Origin of the sequence: Vibrio sp. PID17_43, assembly GCF_002608565.1 — a bacterium.
Lineage (GTDB): Bacteria > Pseudomonadota > Gammaproteobacteria > Enterobacterales > Vibrionaceae > Vibrio.
This window is the reverse complement of record NZ_LIXM01000021.1, coordinates 23,947-50,425: the sequence shown is the minus strand read 5'-3', so window position 1 is coordinate 50,425 and position 26,479 is coordinate 23,947. Positions and strand designations below refer to the sequence as shown.

Here is a 26,479-nt window from a genome sequence, read left to right as displayed (position 1 = left end):
CGGTGACCTCCCCCGAAGTGCTCGGACTTTGGGGGGAGGGCGTTAATTACGAACGTTTGTTTAGTTCGCTTTTATTCAGTTCATGTTGTTTCCATAATTTGAAGATGGCTGGCAGTACTAATAGCGTCAGTAGCAGTGCCGATGCCATACCACCAATCATTGGCGCGGCGATACGTTGCATCACTTCTGACCCTGTGCCTTCACCGTACATGATTGGGATCAGACCAATAATGACCGTCAGTACCGTCATCATTACAGGGCGAACACGTAAGCCAGCACCTTCACGAATGGCATCGGTTAGGTCTTTCGCCTCAAGTTGTTGCTTGTTCTCTTCTGCGTCGAGCTTTTTGTAGTACCAAGCTTGGTTGAGATACACGAGCATGATGACCCCAATTTCAACTGCGACACCGGCAAGAGCGATAAAGCCCACTCCGACGGCAATCGAGAAGTTGTAGTTGAGGATATGCATTAGCCACAAACCACCCACCATAGCGAGCGGTAGGGTAAGCATGATGATCATCACTTCACCGACGCGACGGAAGCTGAAGTAAAGCAACAACATAATGATGGCGATGGTGATTGGGACCACGACACTCAAGCGGTCTTTTGCACGCTCCATGTATTCGTATTGACCAGACCAAGCAAGCGAGTAACCTACAGGAAGTTCTAGTTGCCCTGCCACGACTTGTTGCGCTTCCACGACGTAAGAGCCCAAGTCACGACCATCGATGTCAACAAACACCCAACCGTTTGGGCGCGCGTTTTCAGTCTTGATCATTGGAGGGCCGTCTTCGTAATGGACGTCTGCAACGTCAGCCAATGCGATACGAGCGCCATTTGGTGTGACTAACGGTAAGTTTTGCAGTTTAACTACCGAGTCACGGTAGTCTTGTGGGTAGCGAACATTGATTGGATAACGCTCCAAGCCTTCGATAGTTTCACCCACATTCATGCCGCCTACTGCGGTGGAGATAACTTGCTGGACGTCTTTGATGTTTAAGCCGTAACGTGCTGCCGCACGACGCTTAATATCGATTGTGACATAGCGGCCGCCCGCTACACGCTCTGCGTAAACAGAAGCCGTGCCTTGTACGCTGTTAAGAATAGGTTCCAACTGAGAGCCTATCTTTTCAATCACTTTTAGATCAGGGCCTGCGATCTTAATGCCTATAGGGGTCTTGATGCCGGTCGCCAGCATGTCGATACGCGTTTTGATTGGCATTACCCACGCGTTGGTTAAGCCTGGGAATTTCACCAGATCATCAAACTCTTTGCGCAACGATTCCATTGTGACGCTGTCACGCCACTGTTCGCGAGGTTTGAGTTGAATCACGGTTTCAATCATGGTCAGCGGTGCAGGGTCAGTTGCGGTTTCTGCACGACCAATTTTGCCCCATACCGTTTGTACTTCTGGGACGGTTTTGATTAGCTTATTGGTTTGTTGTAGAAGCTCACGTGCTTTACCAATCGAGATACCCGGATAGGTTGTCGGCATATACATCAAGTCGCCTTCATCCAGGGGGGGGATGAATTCGCTGCCCAGCTTGCTGGTGGGGTAGTAAGCCGATGCCATCAAACCTAAGGCGATAACAATCATGGTCTTAGGGTATTTCAGACTGGTGTTCAACAGTGGTCGGTACAATGCGACCAAGCCACGGTTTACCGGGTTTTTGTGCTCCGGTAACACCTTACCGCGAATGAAGTAACCCATGAGTACAGGAACAAGCGTGATAGCCAAACCAGCGGCCGCTGCCATGGCGTAAGTCTTAGTGAACGCAAGCGGAGAGAACATCTTGCCTTCTTGACCTTCTAAGGCAAATACGGGCACGAAGCTCAGGGTAATGATCAGCAATGAGAAGAAAAGCGGGGCACCGACTTCTTCAGCCGCTGTGCCAATCACTTGCCAGCGGTTTTTATCGGTCAGTGGTGTTCGTTCTATGTGCTTGTGGACGTTCTCTATCATTACTATTGCACCATCCACCATGGCGCCGATGGCAATCGCGATACCACCGAGGGACATGATATTGGCATTAATGCCTTGCCAATGCATTACGATAAACGCAGTAAGAATACCGACCGGCAGGCTAAGAGCGATAACCAACGAGGAGCGAATGTGGAATAGGAATAGTGCACACACAATCGCAACGACGATGAACTCTTCTGCAAGCTTCTTCCATAGGTTTTCTACCGCAGCATCTATCAGAGTCGAACGGTCATAAGTTGCAACAATTTCAACACCTTCTGGTAGACCGCGTTGTAGGTCTGCGAGTTTGTCTTTAACTTTTGCGATTACCTCACTTGCGTTCTCACCAAAGCGCATCACGATAACGCCGCCAACGGCTTCACCTTCGCCATTCAGCTCTGAGATACCACGACGCATCTGTGGGCCAAGGTTAATGTCTGCAATATCACCCAATAGTAGTGGCGTGCCTTTGTCGGTGACTTTCAGAGGGAGCGATTTAATGTCTTCGATGCTGGTTAGGTAACCCGTGGTACGAACCATGTGTTCGGCTTCGGCTACTTCAATTACGGACGCGCCGGTTTCTTGGTTACCGTTTTGGATTGCCATGTTCACTTGTTGTAGCGTGAGGTTGTAAGCTCGCAGCTTGGCAGGATCAATTTGCACTTGATACTGCTTCACCATGCCTCCTACGGTGGCCACTTCCGATACGCCTTCAACGGTTTGCAATTCGTACTTTAAGAACCAGTCTTGTAGACTACGAAGATCGGCTAAATCGTGCTTACCGGCTTTGTCTTGTAAAACGTAGCTGTAAACCCAGCCCACACCGGTCGCGTCAGGACCTAAGGTCGGTTTTGCGCTCGGTGGTAGCTTTGGTGCTACCTGGCTTAAGTACTCCAACACGCGTGAACGTGCCCAGTACATGTCGGTATCATCGTTGAAAATGATATAAACATAGGAATCGCCAAAGAAAGAGTAACCACGAACCGTTTCTGCTCCCGGTACGGCAAGCATTGCGGTTGTTAGTGGGTAGGTAACCTGATCTTCCACTACTTGAGGAGCTTGACCCGGGTAGCTTGTCTTGATGATCACTTGCACATCAGAAAGGTCCGGAATCGCATCAACAGGCGTATTCTTTACACTGTAAAGTCCGCCTAATACCAGGGCTAAGGTCGCGATCAACACGAAGAAGCGGTTGTTGATTGACCAACGAATAATGGCATTGATCATAATTGCCCCTCAACGGCCACTAGTTGCTTCAGAACGTAGTCAGTCCCTTGTTTTTCCAATAGAAATCGAACTTTCTGGCCTTCTTTAAAGCCAGATAAATCCACTTCGTCACCAACGGAGAAGTTCATCTCGCCTGCATCCCAGTTCCAATCAGCAACGGGCAGGTGATTTAAGGTGATCATGCCAAAGTCTGCCATCAACATAGTGATGTCACCTGTTAGCCAGACTTCTGTTGCAATGACGCTCTTGTCCGATTTGTAATCAATGATTTGGTACTGACCAGATTCAGTCTTTTGCATTTCAAATTCAATGGATTGACCTTTTTTTAAGTCACCGATATCGATGCCCTCAGCAAGAGTGAAGTTCATTACCATGCCAGGCCAACCCCATTCAGGTACAGGTTGGTGGTTAATGGTCAGCATACTGTGTTCTTCCATCACATCGGTGATTTCACCTTTTGCCCAAGCAGTTTCTGCTGCAGGCTCTACACCGTTGATGCGAGAGAGATCCGCGGATTGGCTTGATTCAGAATCGAGCATGAAGTGTGATGAGGTGACAATCTTGTCGTCTTGTTTAAGGCCTTGTAATACTTCGATTTGCTCACCATCTTCGCGGCCTACTTCAATTCGGGCAGAGCGGTATTTGCCGTCACCTTCTGCCAGAACCACGCGAGTCATGCCACCAGAACGAATAACGGATGATTTAGGAATGGTTAATACCGCGTCTTCAGTAACAGGCTGCAATGCGATGTTGGCAAACATGTTTGGCTTTAATGCGCCATTTGGGTTAGGAAATTTAAGGCGAACCCGCAACGTACGTGTTTTCGGGTCGAGGATTGGGTACACGTAATCCACCACGCCTTGCCATTCATTTCCCGGAATCGCATCCAGGGTCATCGTGGCTTGAGAGCCAGCTTTTATCCAGTGTGCTTGGCGCTCAAAGACTTCCCCATCAACCCAAACATTGTCCAATGGACCAGCACTGATCACCGCTTGTGCTGGGGATAGGTAGCCACCTTCACGCACGTTTAGGCTTGCAATAACACCGTCAGCCGGTGCTTTAATTTCAATGGATTGAGAGGCTTTTCCGCTGCGCCTAATGGATTTTATTTGACCACGGTCTACACCAAGCGTCACCAAACGCTCTGTTGCACCTTTTACTAAACCGTTGCGACCAGTGCGGTAAGCATTCAGCAATTCTTCTTGTGCCTTAACCAACTCTGGTGAATACAGGGTGAAAAGCACATCGCCTTTCTTCACTTTTTCACCGACGGCATTGATGTAGAGTTTCTCAACCCAACCAGCAACACGCACGTTGGTTTGCCACAACAGGCTTTCATCGAAGGCGATATAGCCGACGGTCTCAATGCGCGGTGATAATTTTTCCAGCGTTACTTTTGCGGTTTTTACACCAAGGTTATTTTCTACTGACGGATCAATCGTAACTGTCCCTGGTTTATTTTGTTCGCCAGTTAAGTCTTCAGCGTAAACAGGGATCAAGTCCATCCCCATCGGAGATTTGCCCGGTTTGTCGCGTTTGTAGTTTGGATCCATTGGAGCAACCCAGTAGAGAGGGTCGTTGGAACTGGTAGCCGATTCGCCACCCATTGCACTCATGTCATGAGTTGAACCCACAAGAAAATGATTCGCACCAAACCCTAAAGCTCCACCAACAATCAGTGCGATGGTTGCTACTTGTAAAGTTTTCATTTTTATACCTTATTTTCCTGTTTTCATTTGACACTACAGTGTTTTTGATTGCTCTTGTTTGTCATATCGCTTCAGCCCCAATCGCGTTGGGGAATTACAAATTAATATGCCGAGATAGAGCGAGCTTCAGGGGAAGCTACTTGATAGTCGAAGCCGCCGAGTAGGGTGGCTAAATTGCTGTTTGCGATGTTGAGATCGGTCAACAGACGTTGTTGCTCTAGCTGTAATGCCAACTCATCAGTCGTGGCAGAAATCACATCGTTAAACTGCGCGGTGTTGTTTTGGTAACCTCGCTCCACGGCTTGAATGCGCGCTTTTGCTTGAGGTAATAAGGTGGATTGATAACGTTCTAGACGCTGGGTTAGGTTGCCGCGATCAACTAACAAAGTGTTCACTTTGGCGTTCATTTGCGTCAATAAGGTGTCTTTTTGTGATTGTGCAGCGCCAACTTGGTACTGAGCAGCGGCAAGATTGCGATCTTGACGGTCACCGGTGAACAAAGGAATGTCCATGGTTAGATAAGCGCTGACCAAGTCTGACGCTGGCTCGCCCTTCATATTGTTGGCTTGACGATAAGCGTACATCACTTCGACACCAAACTGAGGGTTGTAGGCTTGCTCAGCAATTTCGACCTGAGTTTTATTGGTAGAAATACTCACATCTGCCATTTTAACCATTGGGTGCTGGCGGAGTTGTTGGTAGTGCTTAGTCGAATCAAGACTGGACGCAAGTTTGTTATTGAGTGTGTCCCAGTTCAGTTGATTACTTGCATGCAGAGCCTGCTCGTTCGCTAACCAGTCTGAACCCAACCATTCGGATAGTTGAGAAATAAGACGACGTTGCATTTGCGCATTGGCTTGCAGTTTCTCGTCCAGTTTGCTTACTTGGAGTTGTGAGTTGAGTAGATCTTGCGCTTCACTCTTGCCAATCGAGTAGTTGGTTTGAATAAAGCTTTCCATTTCCTTCATCAACTTACGGTTTTCTCGCAAGATTTGCTCAGCTTGTTGCTGATAGCCAAGCTCTAGCCAAAGTTGAGTCATGCTGTTGGCAACCTCAAGCTCACGAGCATGTACTTGAAGCCCAAGTCCATCGGCTTGTTGATTGGCTTTCTTCTGTTGAAGGTCGAGCGTCGAGCCACGCTCAAACTGCTGCATTAATCCAACGGAGATGTTGGTCATTGGGTCTTCATCGAACTTGAAACTGTCGACAGGTAAGCCACCGAAGCCCACTTTCAGTTTTGGATCCATCAAGGTTGAGCTTGCAATGCCCGTTTCACGCATGGCAGTAGATTGCGCCGAGTATTGTTGGCGATTGCCATCGTTACTCAAGGCCACATTAATTAGCTGCGTGAGCTTGTCGTTTGAAGCACGCATATTTAACGCGGTAGATCCTGCTACTTTAGTTTTTGTGCTTGCTGCATTAACTAAGGTCGGCGCAGAAACTAGAGCCATGACTAAAATAGGTGCAGTTAGGCGGTATGGTTTGAAATCCATAATCTAAATCCAGTGTTCGCCGGATCGATAGGGGGAAGACTTGAGTTAAAGCGGGAACAGTAAGCCAGTCTTACACCATCGCTCGGGCGCATTAAAACAACCTGCGAGATACACGCAGGGTCGAATGCTTGACTGACTTAAACTATAGGGGGCCTGTACAGGTCGCGGGTGATATGCACGACAGGGGAAGCGAATTCGGGAGTAATGGCTGCACGATAAACGGTAGGCATTGGACTATTGACAGGAATAGGCAGGGGAACAAACACGATTGTGCATGCGGTTGTGCAGCAGGTGTGAACCATACCGGAACTGCCTCCGCAGTTCATGCTGGTTTCTTTTGCGTCACTATTTTCTACTAAGGGAGCGTCTGTCATTGAAACTTCTGTCATAGCAACGCCCATTATTTCGGGCATGTCACAGTGCTCACTGTCGCTCTTCATCATAGAATGTCCATGATTCATCTTGCCGTTTGACATCATTTGGATGTTCATCAAAGGCTCACTATTAGCCACACTCGATACCAAAAGTACCAGCGCAGTAAAGAGAGTTAACCAAATTGTATGCAGCGACTTTAAGTGCATACCTTTTCCCGTTTTGATGAAAATGATGAAAGCCTTTCTATTTTAAAGGTTAACCTTAGGGTAAGGTCAAGATTTAATTAATTTTTGCTTCCTATTGACTGAAGTGAACACGTTTCGCCAGCTTAAACGCCATGCCGCAGATGCAGATATGTCTGCGCATGAAGCTTGCGTATCAGAAAAGAAACCAAGGTTATGGACCGTAGCTCTGAGTTTATCGAGTTTGATGCTAACCACTGCATTAGCTGTGGTCAGTGCATCTAAGCGTGCCGCGATAAAGCCGTGCACGGTGTACTGAACTTTGTGTGCGATAAGCAAGGTTGACCAGCTTTGCGTCCCGACGATCGTCCCCACTTTGGTTCGAATAAAAATGGTTTAACCTTGATGGGCGATTCGATGGTCATTTTTTGGAAGATAGCGGTTTGTCATGAAATTGACTGACTCTGACCGTCGCTTGTTATTTGGGTCAATTCCTTACCCTAAACTCTTATACACAAGCATCTTGAGGTGACTCGGGTATATATCTAGCCTGAGAGATCCTCAGAATCTTTATAACGATAAGAGCCAACTTGCATGAAAAGAACGACATCAGCAGTGTTAATCCTTATCTTGGTGAGTGCTTACTTAGCGTATGAGCGTTTTTATGTTTACCCACAAAGGTTGGAAACCCAAGCAGAATCTATGTTGATTCAAATGGCAAACCGAGAAGAGTGGCTCGATGTATATGAGATGATGAAGCGCGTTAATGCCCATAAAGCGTATTTAGAATTGGCGGCAGACATCACCTCTAACGACGGTCAACGTGCTTATAGTGAAGGGTATATCACTTACAGCGAAAGCAATCGCAATGTTTGTAAATATGTGGTTTTTAATTTCAAAATCAATTCGCTGAGAAGTTACGTTATTTCTGATTTGCATGATTGCTCGTTAGGTGAGTATTACTCGTTTCAATAAAAACGCCTCGAAGTGGGAGGCGCTTATTGGTTTACCCAAGCATCTTGGGTTGCTTGGGTATATGCCTAAGGCAATACGTCCAGAGCCCTGCATGTTGAAGTCACCTAGGTGTGTTACAGGGACTAAGGTAGGTGTGACCGATAAGTTTTTATTATATCTAAATAATCAACTTATCTTGAACCCAAACGCATTTCACGTTCTCTTTTTGAGCCAGGCAGATGATCTTTTCTAGAATGTCTTTTGGTGAATCAAACTCCGACCAAATGTGAAGGTTGCCAACATCTTTGTTCGCCTCGACCACGATGGCATCGTAGTGATGGTTTTTCGCTAGCAGACCAGTCTTCGCATCTAATACTTGTGCGCCCCCGGCAGTCGGCATCCAAAATGCTTCCACAAAGCTGATTCGTGAACTCGGCGTACCATGCTGTGAGGCAGGTTGCATCACATCAACGCCTTCTTCACGGACGCGAGAGTGGCTGACCGCATCAAAAGCCGCACGGAAGATCGATGGTGAGGGAGCCTCCGCAATGTCGCTGCCGAGGCCAATTTAAACGCTTTGTATGTTGTTGCTCTAAAGGTACAATCGCAAGCCTTACAATACGGGCGGCCTACGATGCTATTTAACAACGATATCGACGAAATGATGAGCTATTTAGAGCGTTTCTGCAAAGAACCGCATATAAAAGCACTAGATAACGTTTCAGACGATCAAATTAATCTACTTCTCGATTTCTTAACGCTCGCACACCAGCTGAAGTGTGATATCTACGCGACTAGAAATCTGAAAAGCTCGCACTTTATCGGTGTTGGCGTGTTTGCTTTAACCCAAGATAGAGCCCCCCAAGGAAACCTATTTCTAAAGGTGGAATTTGGTCGCATTTACCTTACATTTGAATTAGATAACTGTAACGAAGATAACCTGTTAACGCCTATCCGCGTCATTGATGCGCTCGTCTATTTGACAGAGTACGCTGGCCACGCCCTATTGCCAGACAGTTACAAGTAGTGGATGTGACACGACGACCGTTTAAGTGCTGAGCAACGCCATGCGAATCCCTCTCTAAACGTTTGTTATAACAACATTTACATCATAGCTAAGGCGCATTTCCTTTTGCGTACAGCGAGTTAACGTGTCGTTTGCTCGTCTATTTCATAAGTCGTTACATAACTCGAGGCTTTAACCCTTTACATCTGGCGCTAAGCGGTGAACACTTCACCTCAAAGTAAACAAGTAACAGATATGCCCACTTAATCTCAAGGCAACCCGCCTTTTGGGGTTATAGTAGATTCAGTAGGAAATTATGAACAACACAACCGCGAAAAAGTCGAATCCTCTCTTCGAGATCCTTTTTAACGTATTCATCCCTTCTTTCATCTTGATGAAGTTCAGTGGCGATGAGCATTTAGGAACCGCGATGGCACTCGTTGTCGCTTTGCTATTTCCTATTGTTTACGGTGGTATGGATCTTATCCGTAACAAGAAGTTTAACTTCATCTCTGCACTTGGCTTTGTTAGTGTTCTATTAACGGGTGGCATTGGTTTATTAGAACTCGATACGCGCTGGTTGGCGCTGAAAGAGGCTCTGATTCCTGGCCTTATTGGTTTAGCTGTGTTGGGTTCAACGTTTACACGTTATCCTTTCATGCAGAAGATGCTCCTGAATGATACGGTGTTAAACCTTTCTTTGATCAAGGAACGCTTGAGCGCGCGCGGCCGAACTGAGGAGTTCGAGCGTTGCTTGATGTCATCAAATTATCTATTTGCTAGCACATTTGCGTTTTCTTCAGCAATGAATTACTTCTTAGCAACCTGGATTGTCACCAGCCCAGCAGGCACAGTAGCGTTCAATGAAGAGTTGGGTAAGTTGACACTTTACAGTTACCCTATCATTGCAATTCCAAGTATGTTGATGATGTTTGGTATTTTTTATTACATTTGGCGTCAAGTTCGAGCAATGACGTCTCTCGAGACCGAGCAGATTTTTCATACTAAGTAATTTGAGTGTTAATGCTTTGATTTAAAGAAAAAGAGCAGGGATTTATCTCTGCTCTTTTGGTTACAATTGCTCTTAGATGAATACCAATTATATTCGTATGCCTTGGACCCAAGACCAACTTTCTCCATTGATGAAAAGCTGCACAGAAATAAAACCAAGGAAGGCCAGACTCACTATCAGTCATCTTCTCTGTTAGCGATGGAGATGGTTTGACATATTGGAATAATCGCGGGCAAATATTGTGATCTAGCGATAGTACTTCGACCACATTAGGTCCATAATCCACCGTTTCGATTCAATATTCAAACGTAGAAGTAGAACACAAGCAATGACAACACAGCCAACGGTCATTATTGGCCTGCACAACCCGAAAAATCCAACTAACGTTGGCGCTGTTATGCGTGCTGCGGGCTGTTATGACGCCACACAGGTACGCTATAACGGTACTCGTTATAATCGCGCCGTAAAATTCCAAACAGACACCAAAAACATGCATGAACGTATTGGATTGGTCGAGATGGACGATCTTACCGCTGAGTTAGAAAGCGATGTAGAAATTGTATGCGTAGAATTGGCCGTTGGCGCAGTGGCGCTTCCGCACTTTACTCATCCCAAGAAAGCGGTGTATGTGTTTGGACCTGAAGACGGTTCATTGCCACAAGATGTGGTCGATCAAGCGCATCACGTTGTGTATGTCCCTACCACGGGCTGCATGAATCTTGCCGCGACCGTTAATGTTGTCTTGTATGACCGTTTAGCGAAAACGTTAGGTTCAATAGATGACCATCAACAAGTCATTGCTAACCGAGACAATAAAAATCGATTAAAAGTGAAAGCGAACGCTTAACTGAAACTGAATCACATGAAACCTATAATGCTTCGCCGTTGCGAGGCTTTTTTTTGCTCTGAGGTTCTCTGTTCGCAACGCGTTACCATTCACAAAATATTGGCTCATCACTGTGCTGAATGGCTTAGATTATCCCGAGCTGAGGTCACATAGGCTTGATAAAGTGAGACAGAGGAGTGAATGCTATCTTTTGGCGCACTAAAAAGTTAGAGAAGTGCGATTTAGATACTGTGTGCTGATATTGCGGAAATCATGAGGGGGGAATTGAAAATGGTCGGACTGACTGGATTTGAACCAGCGACCCCCGACACCCCATGACGGTGCGCTACCAAGCTGCGCTACAGTCCGATGTGTAAACGTTAATAATCTGTCCGGCGAAAGTCAACTAGGTTTTTACATAAATTGCAGGTAATGGTTTGAATTCTTTAGTAACATACTTCAAAACGAAACTAATTCGAATTCAGGAGTCTTGCAATGGATAAACTACGAGTAGCGTTTATCGGTCTGGGTGTTATGGGATACCCAATGGCTAGTTACTTAAGTAAAGCGGGCTTTGAAACCAAAGTGTACAACCGTACCAAAGCTAAGGCAGATAAGTGGGCTGAAGAATACCAAGGCGTAGCGTGTGAGACACCACGTGAAGCTGCCGAAGGTTGTGACATTGTCTTTACTTGTGTTGGCAACGACGATGATGTACGCAGCGTCGTATACGGTGAAGAGGGCATCTTGGTTGGCTTAAACGCGGGTGCAGTGTTGGTTGACCACACGACGACATCTGCTGACTTGGCGGTAGAGCTTGCCGAAGCGTGCGCTCAATACGGCAATCACTTCATTGATGCACCGGTTTCTGGTGGTCAAGCGGGCGCAGAAAACGGCGTACTAACCATCATGTGTGGTGGTGAGCAAAGTATTTTCGATCGCGTGTCTCCAGCGATGGACGTGTACGCGAAGCAGATGACACTACTGGGTGAAAACGGCCAAGGCCAACGCTGTAAGATGGTAAACCAAATTTGTATTGGTGGCGTGCTACAAGGTCTGAGTGAAGCTTTGCTGCTGGCACAAAAATCAGGCTTGGACATTGCCCAAGTGGTTGAAACACTGAAACACGGCGCCGCAGGTTCATGGCAGATGGAAAACCGTGCAAATACCATGGCGGAAGGTAAGTTTGATTTTGGTTTTGCAATCGACTGGATGCGCAAAGATCTAGGCTTCTGTTTGCAAGAAGCAGAGCGAGTGGGTTTAGACCTTCCACTGACTAAGAAAGTGGATGAGCAATACGCAGACCTTCAATGCGATGGTTTAGGTCGCATGGATACATCAGTACTGATCAAAGCGGTAGCTAAAAATCAGTAGTTGATGAATCAGTAATAGATAAACAGTTCTTGGGTATCAAAGAGCTTAAAGAAATCTAAGTTGATCATAATGAATCTCCTTGAGCATTGATTGTGATTAGTGATTTGAAATCAGGAGGTGCCTTAGGGCACCTCCTTTTTTATGTCTGTTAGTCACACAGTGTGATACTTGCAGCGTTCGCTTACTTGTTTAAGCCTAGCGCAATCTCAAGACCTTTGCCGTACGCTTCGTCCGCTTGGTAAGCGTGTTGAACGTGGCGCTGTTGGATGAAATCAGGCACGCCGTCCATTGCACGAGCCGTGTTGTCGAACAGAGTTTGACGTTGTTCTTCGTTCATCAGGCGGAATAGCTCACCCGCTTGGCTGAAGTAGTCTTCGTCTACACGGTGATCGTAGTGATCAGCGTTGCCGTTGATACGTAGTGGTGGCTCAGAGTAGTCTGGTTGCTCTGCCCATTCTTGTTTGTAGTTTGGCTCGTAGCCCAATGTTGAGCCAAAGTTACCATCAACTCGCATCGCGCCGTCGCGGTGGTAGCTGTGAACAGGGCAACGAGGAGCGTTCACAGGGATTTGATGGTGGTTCACACCTAAACGGTAATGCTGAGCATCGCCGTAAGCGAACAAACGGCCTTGCAGCATCTTGTCTGGAGAGAATCCGATACCCGGTACGACAGCTGCTGGGTTGAACGCTGATTGTTCAACTTCTGCGTAGAAGTTTTCTGGGTTACGGTTTAGTTCAAATTCACCAATGGGGATCAATGGGTAATCTTTTTGAGACCATACACGTGTTAGGTCGAATGGGTTGAAGTTGACTTCATCGGCTTCAAGCTCAGGCATGATCTGTACGTACATCTTCCATTTAGGGAAGTCTTGACGTTCAATCGCTTCGTAAAGGTCACGATGGTGGCTTTCACGGTCTTTCCCTATGATCGCTTCTGCCTCTTGATCAGTTAGGTTTTTGATGCCTTGCTGAGTTTTGAAGTGGAATTTCACCCAGTAACGCTCGTTTTCTGCGTTGATAAAGCTGAACGTATGGCTACCAAAACCATGCATGTGACGATAAGACGCTGGGATACCACGGTCACTCATTACGATGGTCACTTGATGGAAAGCCTCTGGTAGTGATGTCCAGAAATCCCAGTTGCTGGTAGAGCTGCGCATGTTAGTGCGAGGGTCGCGTTTTACTGCGTGGTTTAGATCTGGGAATTTTAGTGGGTCACGTAGGAAGAATACAGGCGTGTTGTTACCAACTAAGTCCCAGTTACCTTCTTCTGTGTAGAATTTTAGTGCGAAACCACGGATGTCGCGTTCTGCGTCTGCGGCACCGCGCTCACCAGCTACTGTAGTGAAGCGAGCGAATAGTTCTGTTTTTTTCCCGATGTCAGAGAAGATCTTAGCGCGAGTGTATTTTGTGATGTCGTGAGTTACTGTGAACGTACCGTAAGCACCAGAACCTTTTGCGTGCATACGACGCTCTGGGATCACTTCACGATCAAAGTGTGCCAATTTTTCAAGGAACCAAACATCTTGTAATAATTGAGGACCGCGTGGGCCAGCAGTCATAACATTTTGGTTATGTGCAACAGGGCAACCTGCTGCTGTCGTCAGTTTCTTGCTCATTTAAATTTCCTTGCAATAGTGATGATAAATCTTGTCTTTTGGATGAATCCGAAAATTATGCGAGGAGAATAGCGATGATAATGATAATGATAATGATAATGAAAACTATCATTAATAGCAAGTGTGATAGGTATCACATACGCATTAAGTGATTGTTAAGTAATAACTTACTGTCAATTAACATTGTTTGTTGTATGGATTAAAAATAACATTTAATAGTGGTTTGTGAGAAAAATTGCTGCCTATTTTAAATCGTTCACAATAGACAGAAATTCTCAATCGATTGAGCGGTAAAAATGAATTAACCGAATTTCACTTCAAGCTCTTCTGCCTTGTGAAAAGAAGGATGAGTCGAAAGTTGTGCGCCATAACGCTGAATATTAGAGAAGCGGTCAATCATGCCGAATTTGTTTAGGACATCGACAACAAACGACATCATGAAATTCGCACCAGTCAGGCGTTCTTCAATAAAGCAAGTTTTCCCTTCTAGGCTTTGATCAACGTAGCTCCTCACTTTCATCATTTCTGCATCGGCATAGTCGGCTAGAAAGTTTGTTTGCGCGCTATCTTTAGCAACAAACATCTATATGATTCGTTTTGAACGAGATTGGTTTAGGTGATGTAGCTTGATCATTGAACATTCCTTTTATTTAAAGCGGTTGATTCGTTTGTATAACCAACTTGCCAAAGTTTTTGCCTTCAAGGAGACCAATAAAAGCTTCTGGTGCATTTTCTAACCCCTGAACTAAGTGTTCACGGTAGTGAATTTTTCCCTCTGCTACCCAGTGGCTAACGTCTTTGACGAAGTTTGAATAATTTTGCTCATAGTGATCAAAAATGATGAAGCCTTGCATTTTGATGCGTTTAACCAGAATGTTGCCCATTAGCAGCGACATGCGATCTGGGCCCTCTGGCAGTGAAGTGGCATTGTATTGAGAAATTAAACCACAAAGTGGAACGCGAGCACCGACGTTAAGCAGAGGCAATACGGCATCAAACACTTTTCCGCCTACGTTTTCAAAGTAGACATCGATGCCTTTGTCGCAAGTTGCAGCTAACTGCTCGGCAAAGTCTTCTGCGGTATGATCCAGACACTCATCAAAGCCCAATGTTTCTTTTGCGTACTGGCACTTCTCTGCGCTGCCTGCAACACCAATCACACGGCAGCCTTTCAGCTTACCTATTTGACCAACTATCGAGCCTACAGCGCCAGTCGCAGCTGCCACAACCAGAGTGTCACCGACTTTTGGCTGACCGATTTCAAGCAGGCCCACATAAGCGGTAAAGCCCGGCATACCCAGCACGCCAAGCGCGTAAGACGGGTGAGTCAGCTCGTTACCGAGTTTAAACAGGCCTTCACCATCAGAAAGTGCGTAATCCTGCCAACCCGTGTAAGCCACCACCCACTCGCCTTGTTGGTAATCTGGATGCTGAGAAGCGGCAACCTGACACACCGTCCCCCCAACCATCACATCGTTGATTTCAACTGGATCGGCGTAAGACTTCGCGTCACTCATACGTCCACGCATATACGGGTCTAGAGATAGGTACACGCTGCGCAAAAGCACTTCGCCCTTGCTTGGGGTAGGGATAGCCGTTTGCTCTAATCGAAAGTTACTTTGAACTGGAGAGCCCACAGGGCGATTGGCGAGAACGATTTGACGGTTCAGTGATTGAGTCATGTTGTGTCCTTAGTAGTTATTAGACCAGTCGTCTAGTATTGATTCCTAAAAAATCCGCCGTACTTTTTGATTAAAGAGAAGGCGGATTAAGTGTGGCTGATTATTCAGCTTTTAACATATTTTGTGTGCTTTTAAAGCTACATTGTAAACCCGAGCGATCTAGATACAGCTTATTCAGCAAACTCGCGCCAATCCATTGGTGATAGAGCAAGTGGGCGGTTTCTTCTGCAGACGCTACCTGAATAGAGCCATCGTTTAAACCAATTTGAATACACTCTTCAATGGCTTTCACAACCTGACTTGCGCCGTTGGCGAGTTTAATCCGCATTGCATCAGACAGATCGGAAACCTCAGCGCTCAACTTTACGACCAGGCATTTGTTGGCGTTGCATTGGCCATTTTCGATCGCCATCCAACGTTCAAAGTAACTGAGTATACGATCACAACCAGAGCCATCACTTTCTGAAAAGTGAACCTTTATCATCTTAAGATAACGCGTGAAGTAAGCTTCAATTAAAGCCTCGCCAAATTGTTCTTTCGACTTAAAGTAGTGATAGAAAGAACCCTTGGGTACATCCGCTACTTTGAGCAATTCGGATAACCCTACGCTAGTAAAGCCTTTGGCGACGACCAATTGGTAGCCGACATCTAAGATGTGTTGACGAGTATCGTTCGTTTTTGCGTTCATGAATCTACCATAAACAAAATTAGACCAGTCGCCTAGCATTTCCTGGGTGTTATTTGATCAACTCGTACTCAATCACATAAAGTTCATCAATATTTGGATAGATCTCACGGATCAGCTCTTTCAGTTTTGGTAGCTCAATGGCTTCTTGTTCGGCGTGGAACTCGTTGATGTCGTCGAAATTCAATGGTTCTACTGACAGTATTCGAATGTTACATACCTTGCGATTAGTCTCTAAAGTAAAGACTTCGACTTCTGTATTTGGCACATAGTGACTTTCTGATTCGTCGCGGATAGTGATGGTCTTTTTACCCGCTGTGATCAGCGGAGTGAGGAACTCGAAAAAAGTAATTTCGGTTGGATGTGAAGACATGGTTAGTACTCATTATGGGTTTATTTACGTCAATTATATCTCGCTATTAAAGAAAAATATCCAAAAGAGTGCCGCCCCAAGCTTCTATTTTTTCACTTTCTCAAACAAAAAAATCCCTCTCGATTGAGAGGGATTGGTAGCAAGCAACCGTGTTTATTCGATCTCGATGCCGTTTTCTTTGTATAGGCGTCGGCAAGCGCGCCCATCGCTGTGGAATAGGTGACAACGGTGTGCAGGAATGCCAATTTCCAGTTTGTCACCCGTGTCGACGGCTAATGTATCTGGTTGACGGAAAATCACGTCAGCATCTGCGCCTTCTAAGTTTAGGTATACCTGAGTTTCGTTACCCAATTTCTCGACAATCATGACTTCGCCTTTAATCGTTGCATCCGCTTCGTTTGCCGTTACTAGATGCTCAGGACGAACACCTAGAGACATACGATCGCCACGATTAACGGTGGTGCCATCGACAGGGATCCAGAAAGACACACCGTTAGACAGTTGAACTTTAACGCGCTCAGCTTCGACTTCATCAATGAACACACTCATGAAGTTCATTTTTGGTGAGCCAATAAAACCAGCAACGAAACGGTTTTGTGGATAGTGGTATAGCTCCAATGGCTTACCAACCTGTGATACGAAACCACCGTCTAGAACTACAATTTTATCTGCCATTGTCATCGCTTCTACCTGATCGTGCGTGACATAGATCATGGTACAGCCTAACTGGCGTTGCAGCTTAGTGATTTGTGCACGCATGTTAACGCGCAATGCAGCATCCAGGTTGGAAAGTGGTTCATCAAGAAGGAATACATTTGGCTGAGACACCAGTGTACGGCCGATAGCAACACGTTGACGTTGACCGCCAGAAAGTGCTTTTGGTTGACGCTCTAGTAGGTGACCAAGTTGAAGAATTTCTGCAGCGTGTTCAACGCGCTTATCGATCTCTTTTTTGTCAGCTTTAGCCAGTTTTAGACCAAATGACATGTTGTCATAGAGGTTAAGGTGTGGGTATAGCGCATAGGATTGGAAAACCATACCAACACCACGTTTGGATGGCTCTACATCGTTCATGCGTTGGTCACCAATATACAAATCACCCGAAGTAATGTCTTCAAGACCGGCAATACAACGTAGTAGGGTAGATTTACCACAACCAGATGGACCTACGAAGACAACGAACTCACCTTCGTTGATCTCTAGGTCTACGTTTTTAGAAATCAGTACGTCGCCATACGCTTTACAAACATTTTTTAACGTGACACTCGCCATGTAGCTCGTCCTCGATCAATTTTTTATTATTTACCGCTCATCATTATATGAGTTATCTCGCGAGCAGTAACAGTAGGAATTGGTAAGTTATTAATGGTGGTAAGAAAAATAGGGTAATGTTCAAAATGTCATAAATAGGAACACTACCCCTCCTAGCCAAATACGAGTGTATCTCCCCCACATTATTCGTATCGTCTCCCCCGTGAATTAATTACCACAAACAAAACTAATAATGACATACCACTCGTATGGCAATGCAAACCAGCAAATCTATAACCTACAGGGTAGGGAATGCTGGGAAAGGGTTCTTACCATCCATTATTGGATGGCTGCAGTTTCTAAGATCGTGCTCAATGCGACATCCTCCCAAACAAAATAAATGTAGGGGGAGTAGGCAGGGAGGAGTAGAAAAATACGCGTAATGAATGATTTGGGCAGAAATCACATTATTGCATGGCCTAAAGTTGAATCTGATCACAGGAAGTGTTCATTTTGTGATTTGAGTCCCCAACCCTTGGCGATTCAGATCACGAAAATACGTCATAATGGCAAGGGCGTAGGGGTTAGGAGGATGAGACACAATAGATAATTTCAGATGATATGTGTCGAAATATGGCTGAACCTCAATGGACTAGCCCTACATCAAAAATATAAAAAGGATACGAACATGAAAAAATTAAGCGCTGCAGCACTAGGTACTCTTGTTGCACTGGGTTCTTTTGGTGCAAATGCTGCTATCGAGGAAGGACAACTCACTATCTGGATCAACGGTGACAAGGGTTACAATGGCCTTGCAGAAGTTGGTAAGAAGTTTGAAGAAGACACTGGCATTAAAGTAACAGTGGCTCATCCAGATGCGCTACAAGACAAGTTCCCTCAAACTGCAGCGACAGGTGATGGTCCTGATATCGTATTCTGGGCTCACGATCGCTTTGGTGGCTACGCGGAAGCAGGTCTACTAGCTGAAATTAAACCATCTAAAGAAATCCAAGAAGGCATCGTTGATTTTGCATGGGATGCAGTACGCTACGATGGCAAGCTGATTGGCTATCCTGTAGCAGTTGAGTCTTTATCTCTAATCTACAACAAAGATCTTGTTCCAAACCCACCTAAGACTTGGGAAGAAGTGGCAGCGCTAGACGCGAAACTTAAGAAAGACGGTAAGTCTGCAATCATGTGGAACCTAAAAGAACCGTACTTCACGTGGCCACTAATGGCAGCTGATGGCGGTTATGCGTTCAAATACACCTCTGACGGTTACGACGTGCAAGACGCTGGTATCGCAAACGAAGGCGTGAAAGATGCAATGAACTTCGTTAAAGGTCTAGTAGACAAAGGCGTGATCTCTGCTGATATGGACTACTCAGTATCTGAGTCTGCATTTAACCAAGGTACTGCAGCGATGACTATCAATGGTCCATGGTCATGGGGCAACATCGAGAAGTCTGGCGTGAACTACGGCGTAACTACGCTTCCTAAGTTCCAAGGCCAATCTTCTAAGCCATTCGTTGGTGTTCTAACAGCAGGCATCAGTACGGCATCACCAAACAAAGACCTAGCAGTGGAGTTCATTGAGAACTACCTACTAACAAACGATGGCCTACGTATGGTTAACAGTGATAAGCCACTAGGTGCGGTAGCGCTTAACTCGTTCCAACGTGAGCTAGATTCAGATGCTCGTATCGCGGCAACAATGGACAACGCGATGAACGGCGAAATCATGCCAAACATTCCACAAATGAACGCGTTCTGGGGTGCAGCTAAAAACGCTATCATCAATGTTGTTGATGGTCGCCAATCCGTTGACGCAGCTCTGGCTGACGCAGAAAAACAAATGACAAAATAATTCAGTAATACCCTTTTAAGGAGGGGGTAACTCCTCCTTACTTTTCTATATTTATTCTCTATTCGCTAGCAGGTTCCCTATGCAGTCAGTTCAAGGTACAAATGCTATGACAGCACCAGAAGCCAACCTTCCGAGCAGCAAAAAAGTGTTTATCAAGTGGGCACTATTAGGCACAGTCGGCATTATTAATGGCTACGCAACAATTCTTATGTATTCTCGTGGTGAGATTGCGTTTGCGTTACTTACGCTTCTTCTTACCGCTTTAGCACTGTATATCTTTGGTAGTAAAAAGACCTACGCTCACCGATATATCTACCCGGGTATCGCTGGGATGATTTTATTCATCCTTTTCCCATTGGCATATACTATAGGGTTAGCGTTTACTAACTACAGTGCAAAAAATCAACTCTCCTTTGACCGTGCACAGACTGTGCTGCTAGACAGAACATACCAAAGTGGTGATAGCTACCCGTTTACTCTGTATAAGACTGAGCAGGGGCATCAAATTGTGGTTAAGAAAGGCGAAGAGCTTTTAGCGACGCCTACCTTCCAGTTACAAGGCTTCTCTGCAACGGATCTTGATCTAGTGCCAATCACGGAAGTAACGGGTGAGAAGGAGCCAATCAAGACTATCGTTAAGAACCGCAGTGCATTAAGTAGCGTAGACCTACATTTTCCAGACGGTGATGATATCCGTATGAGTGGCCTGCGTAAGTTTGCTGCTGTGGTACCTCTATATACGCTACAAAACGATGGTGAAACGCTATACAACAACCGTACCAACGAAACACTGCGTCCAAATATGGAAGTTGGCTACTATCAGCCTGTAGATGAAAATGGGCAGTTTGTCGGCAATACGGTTTCTCCGGGCTTTGTTGTGAATATTGGCACACATAATTTTGAGCGTGTCTGGAAGGATGATGGCATTAAAGAACCATTCATCAGCATCTTTATTTGGACGATTATATTTTCTGCTTTAACGGTATTATTTACGCTTGTTATTGGTTTAGTTCTTGCCAGTGTTGTTCAATGGGAAGCACTGAAAGGCCGTGCTGTTTACCGACTTTTGCTTATCCTGCCATATGCGGTACCAGCGTTTATCTCAATCTTGATTTTTAAAGGCCTCTTCAACCAAAGCTTTGGTGAGATAAATATGCTACTTGAAGGGCTGTTTGGTATTAGTCCTGCATGGTTCTCAGACCCGTTCATGGCGAAAACAATGATTCTTGTGGTGAACACATGGTTGGGATTCCCTTACATGATGATTCTATGTATGGGGCTGCTTAAGGCGATTCCTGATGACTTATATGAAGCGTCAGCTATCGACGGTGCCAACTTCATCACCAACTTCACTCGCATCACTCTACCTATGATGCTGAAGCCACTGACTCCATTACTGATTGCAAGCTTTGCATTTAACTTCAATAACTTCGTACTTATCCAGCTATTGACGGGTGGTGGTCCGAACATGATTGGTACATCTGAACCAGCAGGTTACACGGATCTACTTGTAAGCTACACGTATCGCATCGCGTTTGAAGGTGCTGGTGGCCAAGATTTTGGTCTGGCAAGTGCAGTCGCAACGTTGATCTTCTTGTTAGTGGGCGCATTGGCTCTTCTAAACCTTCGTGTAACTAAAGTAGCTCAAGATTAAGGAGACAGAACAATGGCAATGGTACAAGGTAAGTCATTAAAATACCGTGTTTGGGCTACACATATCGCAATGTGGGCGTTTCTATCACTGATCATTTTCCCGTTATTGATGATCATCGCGATTTCATTCCGTGAGGGTAACTTTGCAACGGGCAGTTTGATCCCTGATAACCCGACATTAGATCACTGGAAATTAGCACTAGGAATATCCGTGACCAATGCGGATGGTTCGATTACGCCACCACCGTTCCCGGTTATGACATGGCTTTGGAACTCCGTTAAAGTTGGGGGCATTTCGGCTATTTTGATTGTGGCGTTATCGACAACTTCAGCTTATGCGTTTGCACGTATGAAGTTTAAAGGTAAAAACACCATCCTTAAGGCGATGATGATCTTCCAAATGTTCCCAGCGGTACTGGCTCTGGTTGCTCTATACGCACTGTTTGACAAGCTTGGACAATACATCCCATTCTTAGGCTTGAATACGCATGGTGGTTTGATTTTTGCTTACCTAGGCGGTATCGCTCTGCATGTGTGGACGATTAAAGGTTACTTTGAAAGTATTGACTCTTCTTTAGAAGAAGCAGCAGCACTCGATGGTGCGACGCCTTGGCAAGCATTCCGTCTAGTATTGCTTCCACTGTCTGTACCAATTTTAGCAGTAGTGTTTATTCTTTCATTTATCATGGTGATAGGCGAAGTTCCTGTAGCGTCGCTGCTGCTATCTGATGTAAACTCATACACTCTTGCTGTTGGCATGCAACAATACCTCTACCCACAAAACTATTTGTGGGGTGACTTTGCAGCCGCTGCGGTACTTTCAGCAGTGCCAATTACAGCAGTATTCTTGCTTGCACAGCGCTGGTTGGTTGGTGGCCTAACCGCTGGTGGTGTCAAAGGTTAATACTTAATTTGGTCGTTAAGTATGAACTGAAAGAATAAAAAGAAAAGGGCGACCAATGGTCGCCCTTATATATAGCTTTGATATTACGCTCTTTGGTTTGGCCGCCGATCAGTAATATCAGGCTTTATTGGCGTTACGCATAGCTGGCTGTTAGCTTAGTTCCTTACGTTTTAATCACTAACAGTTTTTGTAACCATAACCTGAGTCACGACTCAGGTTTTTTATGCGTATCGAAAATGTAGAGATAGCCTAGCGATTTTGTAATGGAGTATACAGAGAGACAGAGATAGGCCATGCGTCTCACTTCACATAAATAATGTAGGGATATTCTGAGGTGAAGGGATAATACCAATATGGATTGTGCCTTGGGAAGGGAGTCTAACCAGTAGGAAGGGTTAAGCAGCGAGTTGCCTTGGGTTTAAATGTAGAACAATCTAAAACTCACGACTGGAAGGTGCGCATCCGACGTATTGAAGCAGTGTATATAAACTCTCTTTCTGAAGCGCAACGCGGCGAAATAGATCCGCGAAAGTAACATCGCCACCAAAGCAAGCTTGAATGTAGTGGTTGATTTCAGCTTCGTTGTAGCCTTCGACATACATGGTTCTGACCCATTGGTATTCAACGGATTTTAAATTGGAGAGTGTCACTTCACTCAATGTGGTGTTCTTCAATCTCAAGATCCAAACTCTATACAACGCCAGAATAGTGATGGAATTTAAGCAAAACAAAGTGAAATATTTATGACAGAGCGCAAGCAAATGAAGCAACGATGACATTGCTTCATGCATGATGGGGAATCAGTTTGCGCTGAAAGGAATCATTTTGGGTATTTAACGTGCGCTTCCATCTCTTCGCCAATTTCTTTGCGCATGTTCATTAAGCGAATCGCTGACTGTTCGAGCGCTTTATCCTCATCGGACTCAGGAATCCATTTAGGTACGTCGATAGGTTTGCCATTTTCATCAACGGCAACCATGATCACGATGCAATGAGTGGTTAAGCGATTTTTCATCTTTTTAGGATCGCAGGCTTGAACATCAATTGCGATGTGCATAGAGCTTCGTCCCGTATAAATAACCTTAGCGCTGACTTCTACCAGGTTACCCACGTGAATCGGAGCGACAAAGCGAATCCCTCCAGCATACGCGGTAATGCAGTATTTGCCACTCCAAGCTGCGCTGCAGGCATAGGCCGCTAAGTCGATCCACTTCATGACTGCACCGCCGTGCACCTTACCACCGAAATTTACGTCCCCGGGTTCCGCTAGAAAACGAAGGGTAATGTCTCTTTGACCACTGCTCATCTGTCATTCCTTTGTGCGTTGCTGTTTCATCAATATTGTCGTTTCAATGTATCAGTAAGCACTTGGTTCTGGAATAGGCGGCGCAACAAAATGTTAACTTTTGTAGACTTCTTGAAATCAAAAAAGCCACGGTAGATTCCGTGGCTTGTTCACTGTTCATTAAGAGGTTGCAGGTGGTAACTCTGGACTGGTGATTGGCGTCTTTCTTCGTACCTTTATCTGCGAAAGAACGACTCCAGAGATAACCAGCATACCGCCGATAATGTGATAGTTGTACACCTGCTCACCCAACAAGGATGACGCAAGGGCAACGGAGACCACGGGCATCAAATTCATGAACATTGCGCTAGAATCCGCACCGATTAAGTCGATCGCTTTCACCCACATTAGTGGTGCAAAAATAGAAGCGGCAATACCCGCATAGGCGATCAATGGAAGCGCGCTTTGGCTTGGTAGCAACTGCTCGCTGCGAAGCCATAAAGGCATCAACATGACCAAAGTGAATGCCCCTTGCATGTACACTAGAGTCAGGCTGTTGAAGGGCATTTTCCAGCGTTTGAGCAACACACAGTAAATCGCGTAGCAGAGCGAGGCTGCTAGCATCAAGCTGTCGCCTTGAGTCATATTTTGGTGAAGGAAGTAGCTGATATCACCATGCCCTAGCATAAATGCTAACCCTGCTAATGAAAGGACACCGCCAACCAGACTTAACATGGAAATAGATTTGCCAAGTAGAGGCACGCTCAAGAATACGCTAATCAGCGGTACTAATGAAGAGATCAGTGCCATGTTCGATGCCGTGGTCGTTAGGCCTGCGTAGTAACCGAGAGATTGGTTTAATACCATACCTAACAATGCGAGCACTGCCAGTTTGGTGAGGTAAGGACGAATAATATGACGCTGCCTGATCACCGTGGGTAAACAGAATGGCGTTAGGATCAGCATTGCCAAAAACCAACGATAGAAACTCATTGCACTCGGTTCAATAGTGCTCGATGCCATTTTGTTGATGATGGCATTGCCCCCCCAGATCATAACGGTGAAAAATGGAAGTAAATAAACCATGAGAGCCCTATCGCATAATATTAGATAGCGCTAGTCTGACAGGTCTTTATAATGAAAAGTATCTCTGTAGAGACATTGTAAGCGACAGGAAGACAAATTTGAAAAAGAGTATGAGAAATCTTCATCCTTCATTATTAATCGACGCTGCACCATCAGATGTATTTATGAATTTTGAGGCGTTTTTGTCGAACACTGAAACGCGAGTTCATAGCCATGCATGGGGCCAAGTACAGTTGATCAGTGGCGGCATTTTGGAGATGGATGCCGAAGATACCCGCTTTCTTGCACCTCCACACCTTGCGATTTGGGTACCAGCCGGAATCCGACACACCAGTTACAATCGTAAGCCATTGGAATATTGTTCTTTAAATATTGCGCCAGAACTTACCCAGTATTTCCCAGAGAAAACCAGTCTGATTAAGGTCACTCCTATTGTTTCTGCGATAGTAGAAGATTTTCGCCAACGCGATATCAACGTGGCAAAAACCGATGAGGATAAGCGCTTAGTTCAGGTGTTACTCGATCAGCTAGCTAAACAAGAAGTCGAGCACCATTTCTTGCCGACTACTGACAACAAGTACCTTGAGCCGATTTTAAAAGCAGTAGAAGAAGCACCGACGGATGAGATTAGTTTGGGAGAATGGGCAGAGAAGGTCCACACCACAGAACGAACGTTGGCGCGTCACTGTCAGAGTGAACTGGGGATGAGTTTTACTGAGTGGCGATTAAGAGTGCGCTATTTGCACTCGATGGAGTTGTTACGTAAAGGACAGACAGTAAAAGAAGTGGCACTAACATTGGGTTACAACCAAGCAAGCCCATTTATTACCATGTTCAAAAAATACTCCGGCATTACACCGGAGCAGTATAAAAATCGCTTGTTATAGCTGAGTGAGTACGTAGTCCAGACCACCCACAACCGCTGCGACTTGAGCGTCATTACACTCTTCATCCGTTACTTTCGGGCTGTCTGGGTAAACTTCCGTTGTGGTGCCGTAAGTACAGTTGGTCACGCCACCACACAGACCTAGCTTTAGCATTGGGTAATTAATCACGCCAAATTGAACCACCGTTGAACCGATGATTTCGCCTTTATCATCGGCTGGGGCGATGTGCGTGACTTTGGCTACCGATTCAATAATGGCTTTTTGAAACTCTGGTTGCGGGTTTTCTGTGTCACCTACTGTGTAGAAACCGTCCGGGATCATACCCTCTACGTACTCAATGCCATCGCGAGCAGCGAGTGCAGGACGAAATTCGGTTTCGTCAGAATCCGTCGTTTCATGAAGGTCAATGTGCATCAACACATCGCCTAACGTTGCAACCAACTTAATTAAGTTTGCCGATTCTTCTGCAGGACTATCAGCATAGAAAGAGCGGTTTGGATCAATCGCATTTGGGTTCCAACGGTTGATGACTTCGTAACCCCAAGGGCTAACACAAGGAGCAACGACAATATTGAAGTGCTCAGCGTAACGTTCGGCTTGAGTATCAACAAACTTCAGTGCGCCATGCACACCGCTCGTTTCGTAGCCATGAACCCCACCTGTTACTAAAACAACCGGTTTGTTTGCATCCCAGTTACGGGTTTTGATGCAAAACAGTGGGAAGCGTGATTCGTCGTAAGAAAGCGCGCCATATTGCTCCACCTCGAAACGATCACGAAGCGCATTAATCTTAGACACCACTTCTTCTTGATAGCTGCGTTTTACGTCACGTTGTTCAAACCATGCTTTGCGTTCCGCTTCACCCCAAGGTTCACCTTGGGTACCGATTGGGTCAGTGTATCCGCTTTTCATCTATACTTTTCTTTTATGTGCTTGAAGGTAAGACAAGACTAGTATTCTCTGAATCTGACGGCAATAGAAAACACAATTTGTCACACCATTGTTTGCAAAATCATTACTTTGTTGAGCTTTCTGTAGTGTTGCATTTTGTTACTTAACCTGAATGT

The 26,479-nt window shown here is 45.5% G+C and carries 24 protein-coding genes, 1 tRNA gene and 1 pseudogene; 10 read left to right on the top strand and 16 right to left on the bottom strand.

The features are described 5' to 3' along the window. Nucleotides 1-46: 46 nt before the first annotated feature. The 4 genes from AK965_RS15190 to AK965_RS15175 all read right to left on the bottom strand — a co-directional run bounded on the left by AK965_RS15190 (nt 47) and on the right by AK965_RS15175 (nt 6,973). Complete coding sequence (locus AK965_RS15190) at nt 47-3,190, bottom strand: efflux RND transporter permease subunit (protein ID WP_099080398.1); 3,144 nt, start codon at nt 3,188-3,190, stop codon at nt 47-49. Further along, complete coding sequence (locus AK965_RS15185) at nt 3,187-4,899, bottom strand: efflux RND transporter periplasmic adaptor subunit (RefSeq protein WP_172438167.1); 1,713 nt, start codon at nt 4,897-4,899, stop codon at nt 3,187-3,189. Before AK965_RS15185 ends, AK965_RS15190 begins: the two co-directional genes overlap by 4 nt. Before the next feature lie 101 nt (nt 4,900-5,000). Beyond that, nucleotides 5,001-6,392 carry a TolC family protein gene (locus AK965_RS15180; RefSeq protein WP_172438166.1) on the bottom strand — a complete coding sequence of 464 codons (1,392 nt, stop codon included), beginning with the start codon at nt 6,390-6,392 and terminating at the stop codon, nt 5,001-5,003. A gap of 137 nt (nt 6,393-6,529) precedes the next feature. After that, the gene (locus AK965_RS15175) at nt 6,530-6,973 is read right to left on the bottom strand and encodes a hypothetical protein (RefSeq protein WP_099080396.1); all 444 of its coding nucleotides are present in this window, start codon (nt 6,971-6,973) and stop codon (nt 6,530-6,532) included. Nucleotides 6,974-7,165: 192 nt separating this feature from the next. On the opposite strand from AK965_RS15175, the pseudogene AK965_RS20735 reads away from it, so the two are divergent. Together AK965_RS20735 and AK965_RS15165 are read left to right on the top strand one after the other, a co-directional pair. Beyond that, nucleotides 7,166-7,366 (top strand): annotated as a pseudogene (locus AK965_RS20735) (4Fe-4S binding protein); the annotation flags it as partial. A 177-nt stretch (nt 7,367-7,543) separates the two neighbouring features. Then, entirely contained in the window at nt 7,544-7,924 is a 381-nt protein-coding gene (locus tag AK965_RS15165; RefSeq protein WP_172438164.1) for a hypothetical protein, read from the top strand. Between the two features lie 157 nt (nt 7,925-8,081). Here the strand turns inward: AK965_RS15165 and AK965_RS15160 are convergent, their stop codons facing one another. After that, nucleotides 8,082-8,369: a hypothetical protein gene (locus tag AK965_RS15160; RefSeq protein ID WP_253252704.1), complete on the bottom strand. Its 288-nt coding sequence runs from the start codon at nt 8,367-8,369 to the stop codon at nt 8,082-8,084. A gap of 168 nt (nt 8,370-8,537) precedes the next feature. On the opposite strand from AK965_RS15160, the gene AK965_RS15155 reads away from it, so the two are divergent. From AK965_RS15155 to AK965_RS15145, 3 genes are all read left to right on the top strand, one after another. Then, nucleotides 8,538-8,930, top strand: a complete 393-nt coding sequence (locus AK965_RS15155; RefSeq protein WP_099080395.1) for a hypothetical protein — start codon at nt 8,538-8,540, stop codon at nt 8,928-8,930. A gap of 295 nt (nt 8,931-9,225) precedes the next feature. Next, a complete protein-coding gene (locus tag AK965_RS15150; protein ID WP_099080394.1) occupies nt 9,226-9,921 on the top strand; it encodes a VC0807 family protein in 696 nt (231 codons plus the stop codon). Nucleotides 9,922-10,249: 328 nt separating this feature from the next. Continuing rightward, the gene (locus tag AK965_RS15145) at nt 10,250-10,768 is read left to right on the top strand and encodes an RNA methyltransferase (RefSeq protein ID WP_099080393.1); all 519 of its coding nucleotides are present in this window, start codon (nt 10,250-10,252) and stop codon (nt 10,766-10,768) included. Nucleotides 10,769-11,039: 271 nt separating this feature from the next. Here AK965_RS15145 and AK965_RS15140 read toward each other — a convergent pair. Next, nucleotides 11,040-11,116, bottom strand: a tRNA-Pro gene (locus AK965_RS15140). A gap of 126 nt (nt 11,117-11,242) precedes the next feature. On the opposite strand from AK965_RS15140, the gene AK965_RS15135 reads away from it, so the two are divergent. After that, nucleotides 11,243-12,121, top strand: coding sequence for an NAD(P)-dependent oxidoreductase (locus tag AK965_RS15135; protein WP_099080392.1), 879 nt, complete (start codon nt 11,243-11,245; stop codon nt 12,119-12,121). 181 nt (nt 12,122-12,302) lie between these two features. On the opposite strand, the gene AK965_RS15130 is transcribed toward AK965_RS15135, so the two are convergent. The 6 genes from AK965_RS15130 to malK form a co-directional block, all read right to left on the bottom strand. Beyond that, nucleotides 12,303-13,739 carry a catalase gene (locus AK965_RS15130; RefSeq protein WP_099080391.1) on the bottom strand — a complete coding sequence of 479 codons (1,437 nt, stop codon included), beginning with the start codon at nt 13,737-13,739 and terminating at the stop codon, nt 12,303-12,305. A gap of 301 nt (nt 13,740-14,040) precedes the next feature. Continuing rightward, nucleotides 14,041-14,322 (bottom strand): hypothetical protein, encoded by a 282-nt coding sequence (locus AK965_RS15125; RefSeq protein WP_253252703.1) that lies wholly within the window; start codon nt 14,320-14,322, stop codon nt 14,041-14,043. A 67-nt stretch (nt 14,323-14,389) separates the two neighbouring features. Next, a complete protein-coding gene (locus tag AK965_RS15120; protein ID WP_099080390.1) occupies nt 14,390-15,421 on the bottom strand; it encodes an NADP-dependent oxidoreductase in 1,032 nt (343 codons plus the stop codon). Nucleotides 15,422-15,521: 100 nt separating this feature from the next. After that, entirely contained in the window at nt 15,522-16,109 is a 588-nt protein-coding gene (locus tag AK965_RS15115) for a TetR/AcrR family transcriptional regulator (RefSeq protein WP_099080389.1), read from the bottom strand. 49 nt (nt 16,110-16,158) lie between these two features. Then, nucleotides 16,159-16,479 (bottom strand): N(4)-acetylcytidine aminohydrolase, encoded by a 321-nt coding sequence (yqfB, locus tag AK965_RS15110; protein ID WP_099080388.1) that lies wholly within the window; start codon nt 16,477-16,479, stop codon nt 16,159-16,161. 153 nt (nt 16,480-16,632) lie between these two features. Then, the gene (malK, locus tag AK965_RS15105) at nt 16,633-17,751 is read right to left on the bottom strand and encodes a maltose/maltodextrin ABC transporter ATP-binding protein MalK (RefSeq protein WP_099080387.1); all 1,119 of its coding nucleotides are present in this window, start codon (nt 17,749-17,751) and stop codon (nt 16,633-16,635) included. A 667-nt stretch (nt 17,752-18,418) separates the two neighbouring features. On the opposite strand from malK, the gene malE reads away from it, so the two are divergent. From malE to malG, 3 genes are all read left to right on the top strand, one after another. Further along, nucleotides 18,419-19,597 (top strand): maltose/maltodextrin ABC transporter substrate-binding protein MalE, encoded by a 1,179-nt coding sequence (gene malE / locus AK965_RS15100; RefSeq protein WP_099080386.1) that lies wholly within the window; start codon nt 18,419-18,421, stop codon nt 19,595-19,597. 79 nt (nt 19,598-19,676) lie between these two features. After that, nucleotides 19,677-21,251, top strand: coding sequence for a maltose ABC transporter permease MalF (gene malF / locus AK965_RS15095; protein WP_099080385.1), 1,575 nt, complete (start codon nt 19,677-19,679; stop codon nt 21,249-21,251). 12 nt (nt 21,252-21,263) lie between these two features. Further along, a complete protein-coding gene (malG, locus tag AK965_RS15090; RefSeq protein ID WP_099080384.1) occupies nt 21,264-22,154 on the top strand; it encodes a maltose ABC transporter permease MalG in 891 nt (296 codons plus the stop codon). Nucleotides 22,155-22,588: 434 nt separating this feature from the next. Here the strand turns inward: malG and AK965_RS15085 are convergent, their stop codons facing one another. The 3 genes from AK965_RS15085 to AK965_RS15075 all read right to left on the bottom strand — a co-directional run bounded on the left by AK965_RS15085 (nt 22,589) and on the right by AK965_RS15075 (nt 24,525). Continuing rightward, complete coding sequence (locus AK965_RS15085) at nt 22,589-22,834, bottom strand: hypothetical protein (protein ID WP_099080383.1); 246 nt, start codon at nt 22,832-22,834, stop codon at nt 22,589-22,591. A gap of 140 nt (nt 22,835-22,974) precedes the next feature. Further along, nucleotides 22,975-23,460: an acyl-CoA thioesterase gene (locus AK965_RS15080; protein WP_099080382.1), complete on the bottom strand. Its 486-nt coding sequence runs from the start codon at nt 23,458-23,460 to the stop codon at nt 22,975-22,977. 159 nt (nt 23,461-23,619) lie between these two features. Beyond that, nucleotides 23,620-24,525 (bottom strand): DMT family transporter, encoded by a 906-nt coding sequence (locus AK965_RS15075; RefSeq protein WP_099080381.1) that lies wholly within the window; start codon nt 24,523-24,525, stop codon nt 23,620-23,622. A gap of 98 nt (nt 24,526-24,623) precedes the next feature. Here AK965_RS15075 and AK965_RS15070 point away from each other — a divergent pair, with 98 nt between their 5' ends. Continuing rightward, on the top strand, nt 24,624-25,412 hold the full coding sequence (locus tag AK965_RS15070) for a helix-turn-helix domain-containing protein (RefSeq protein ID WP_099080380.1): 789 nt from the start codon (nt 24,624-24,626) through the stop codon (nt 25,410-25,412). Here the strand turns inward: AK965_RS15070 and AK965_RS15065 are convergent. Next, entirely contained in the window at nt 25,407-26,324 is a 918-nt protein-coding gene (locus AK965_RS15065) for a M14 family metallocarboxypeptidase (RefSeq protein ID WP_099080379.1), read from the bottom strand. The genes AK965_RS15070 and AK965_RS15065 overlap by 6 nt on opposite strands. Between the last annotated feature and the right edge of the window lie 155 nt (nt 26,325-26,479).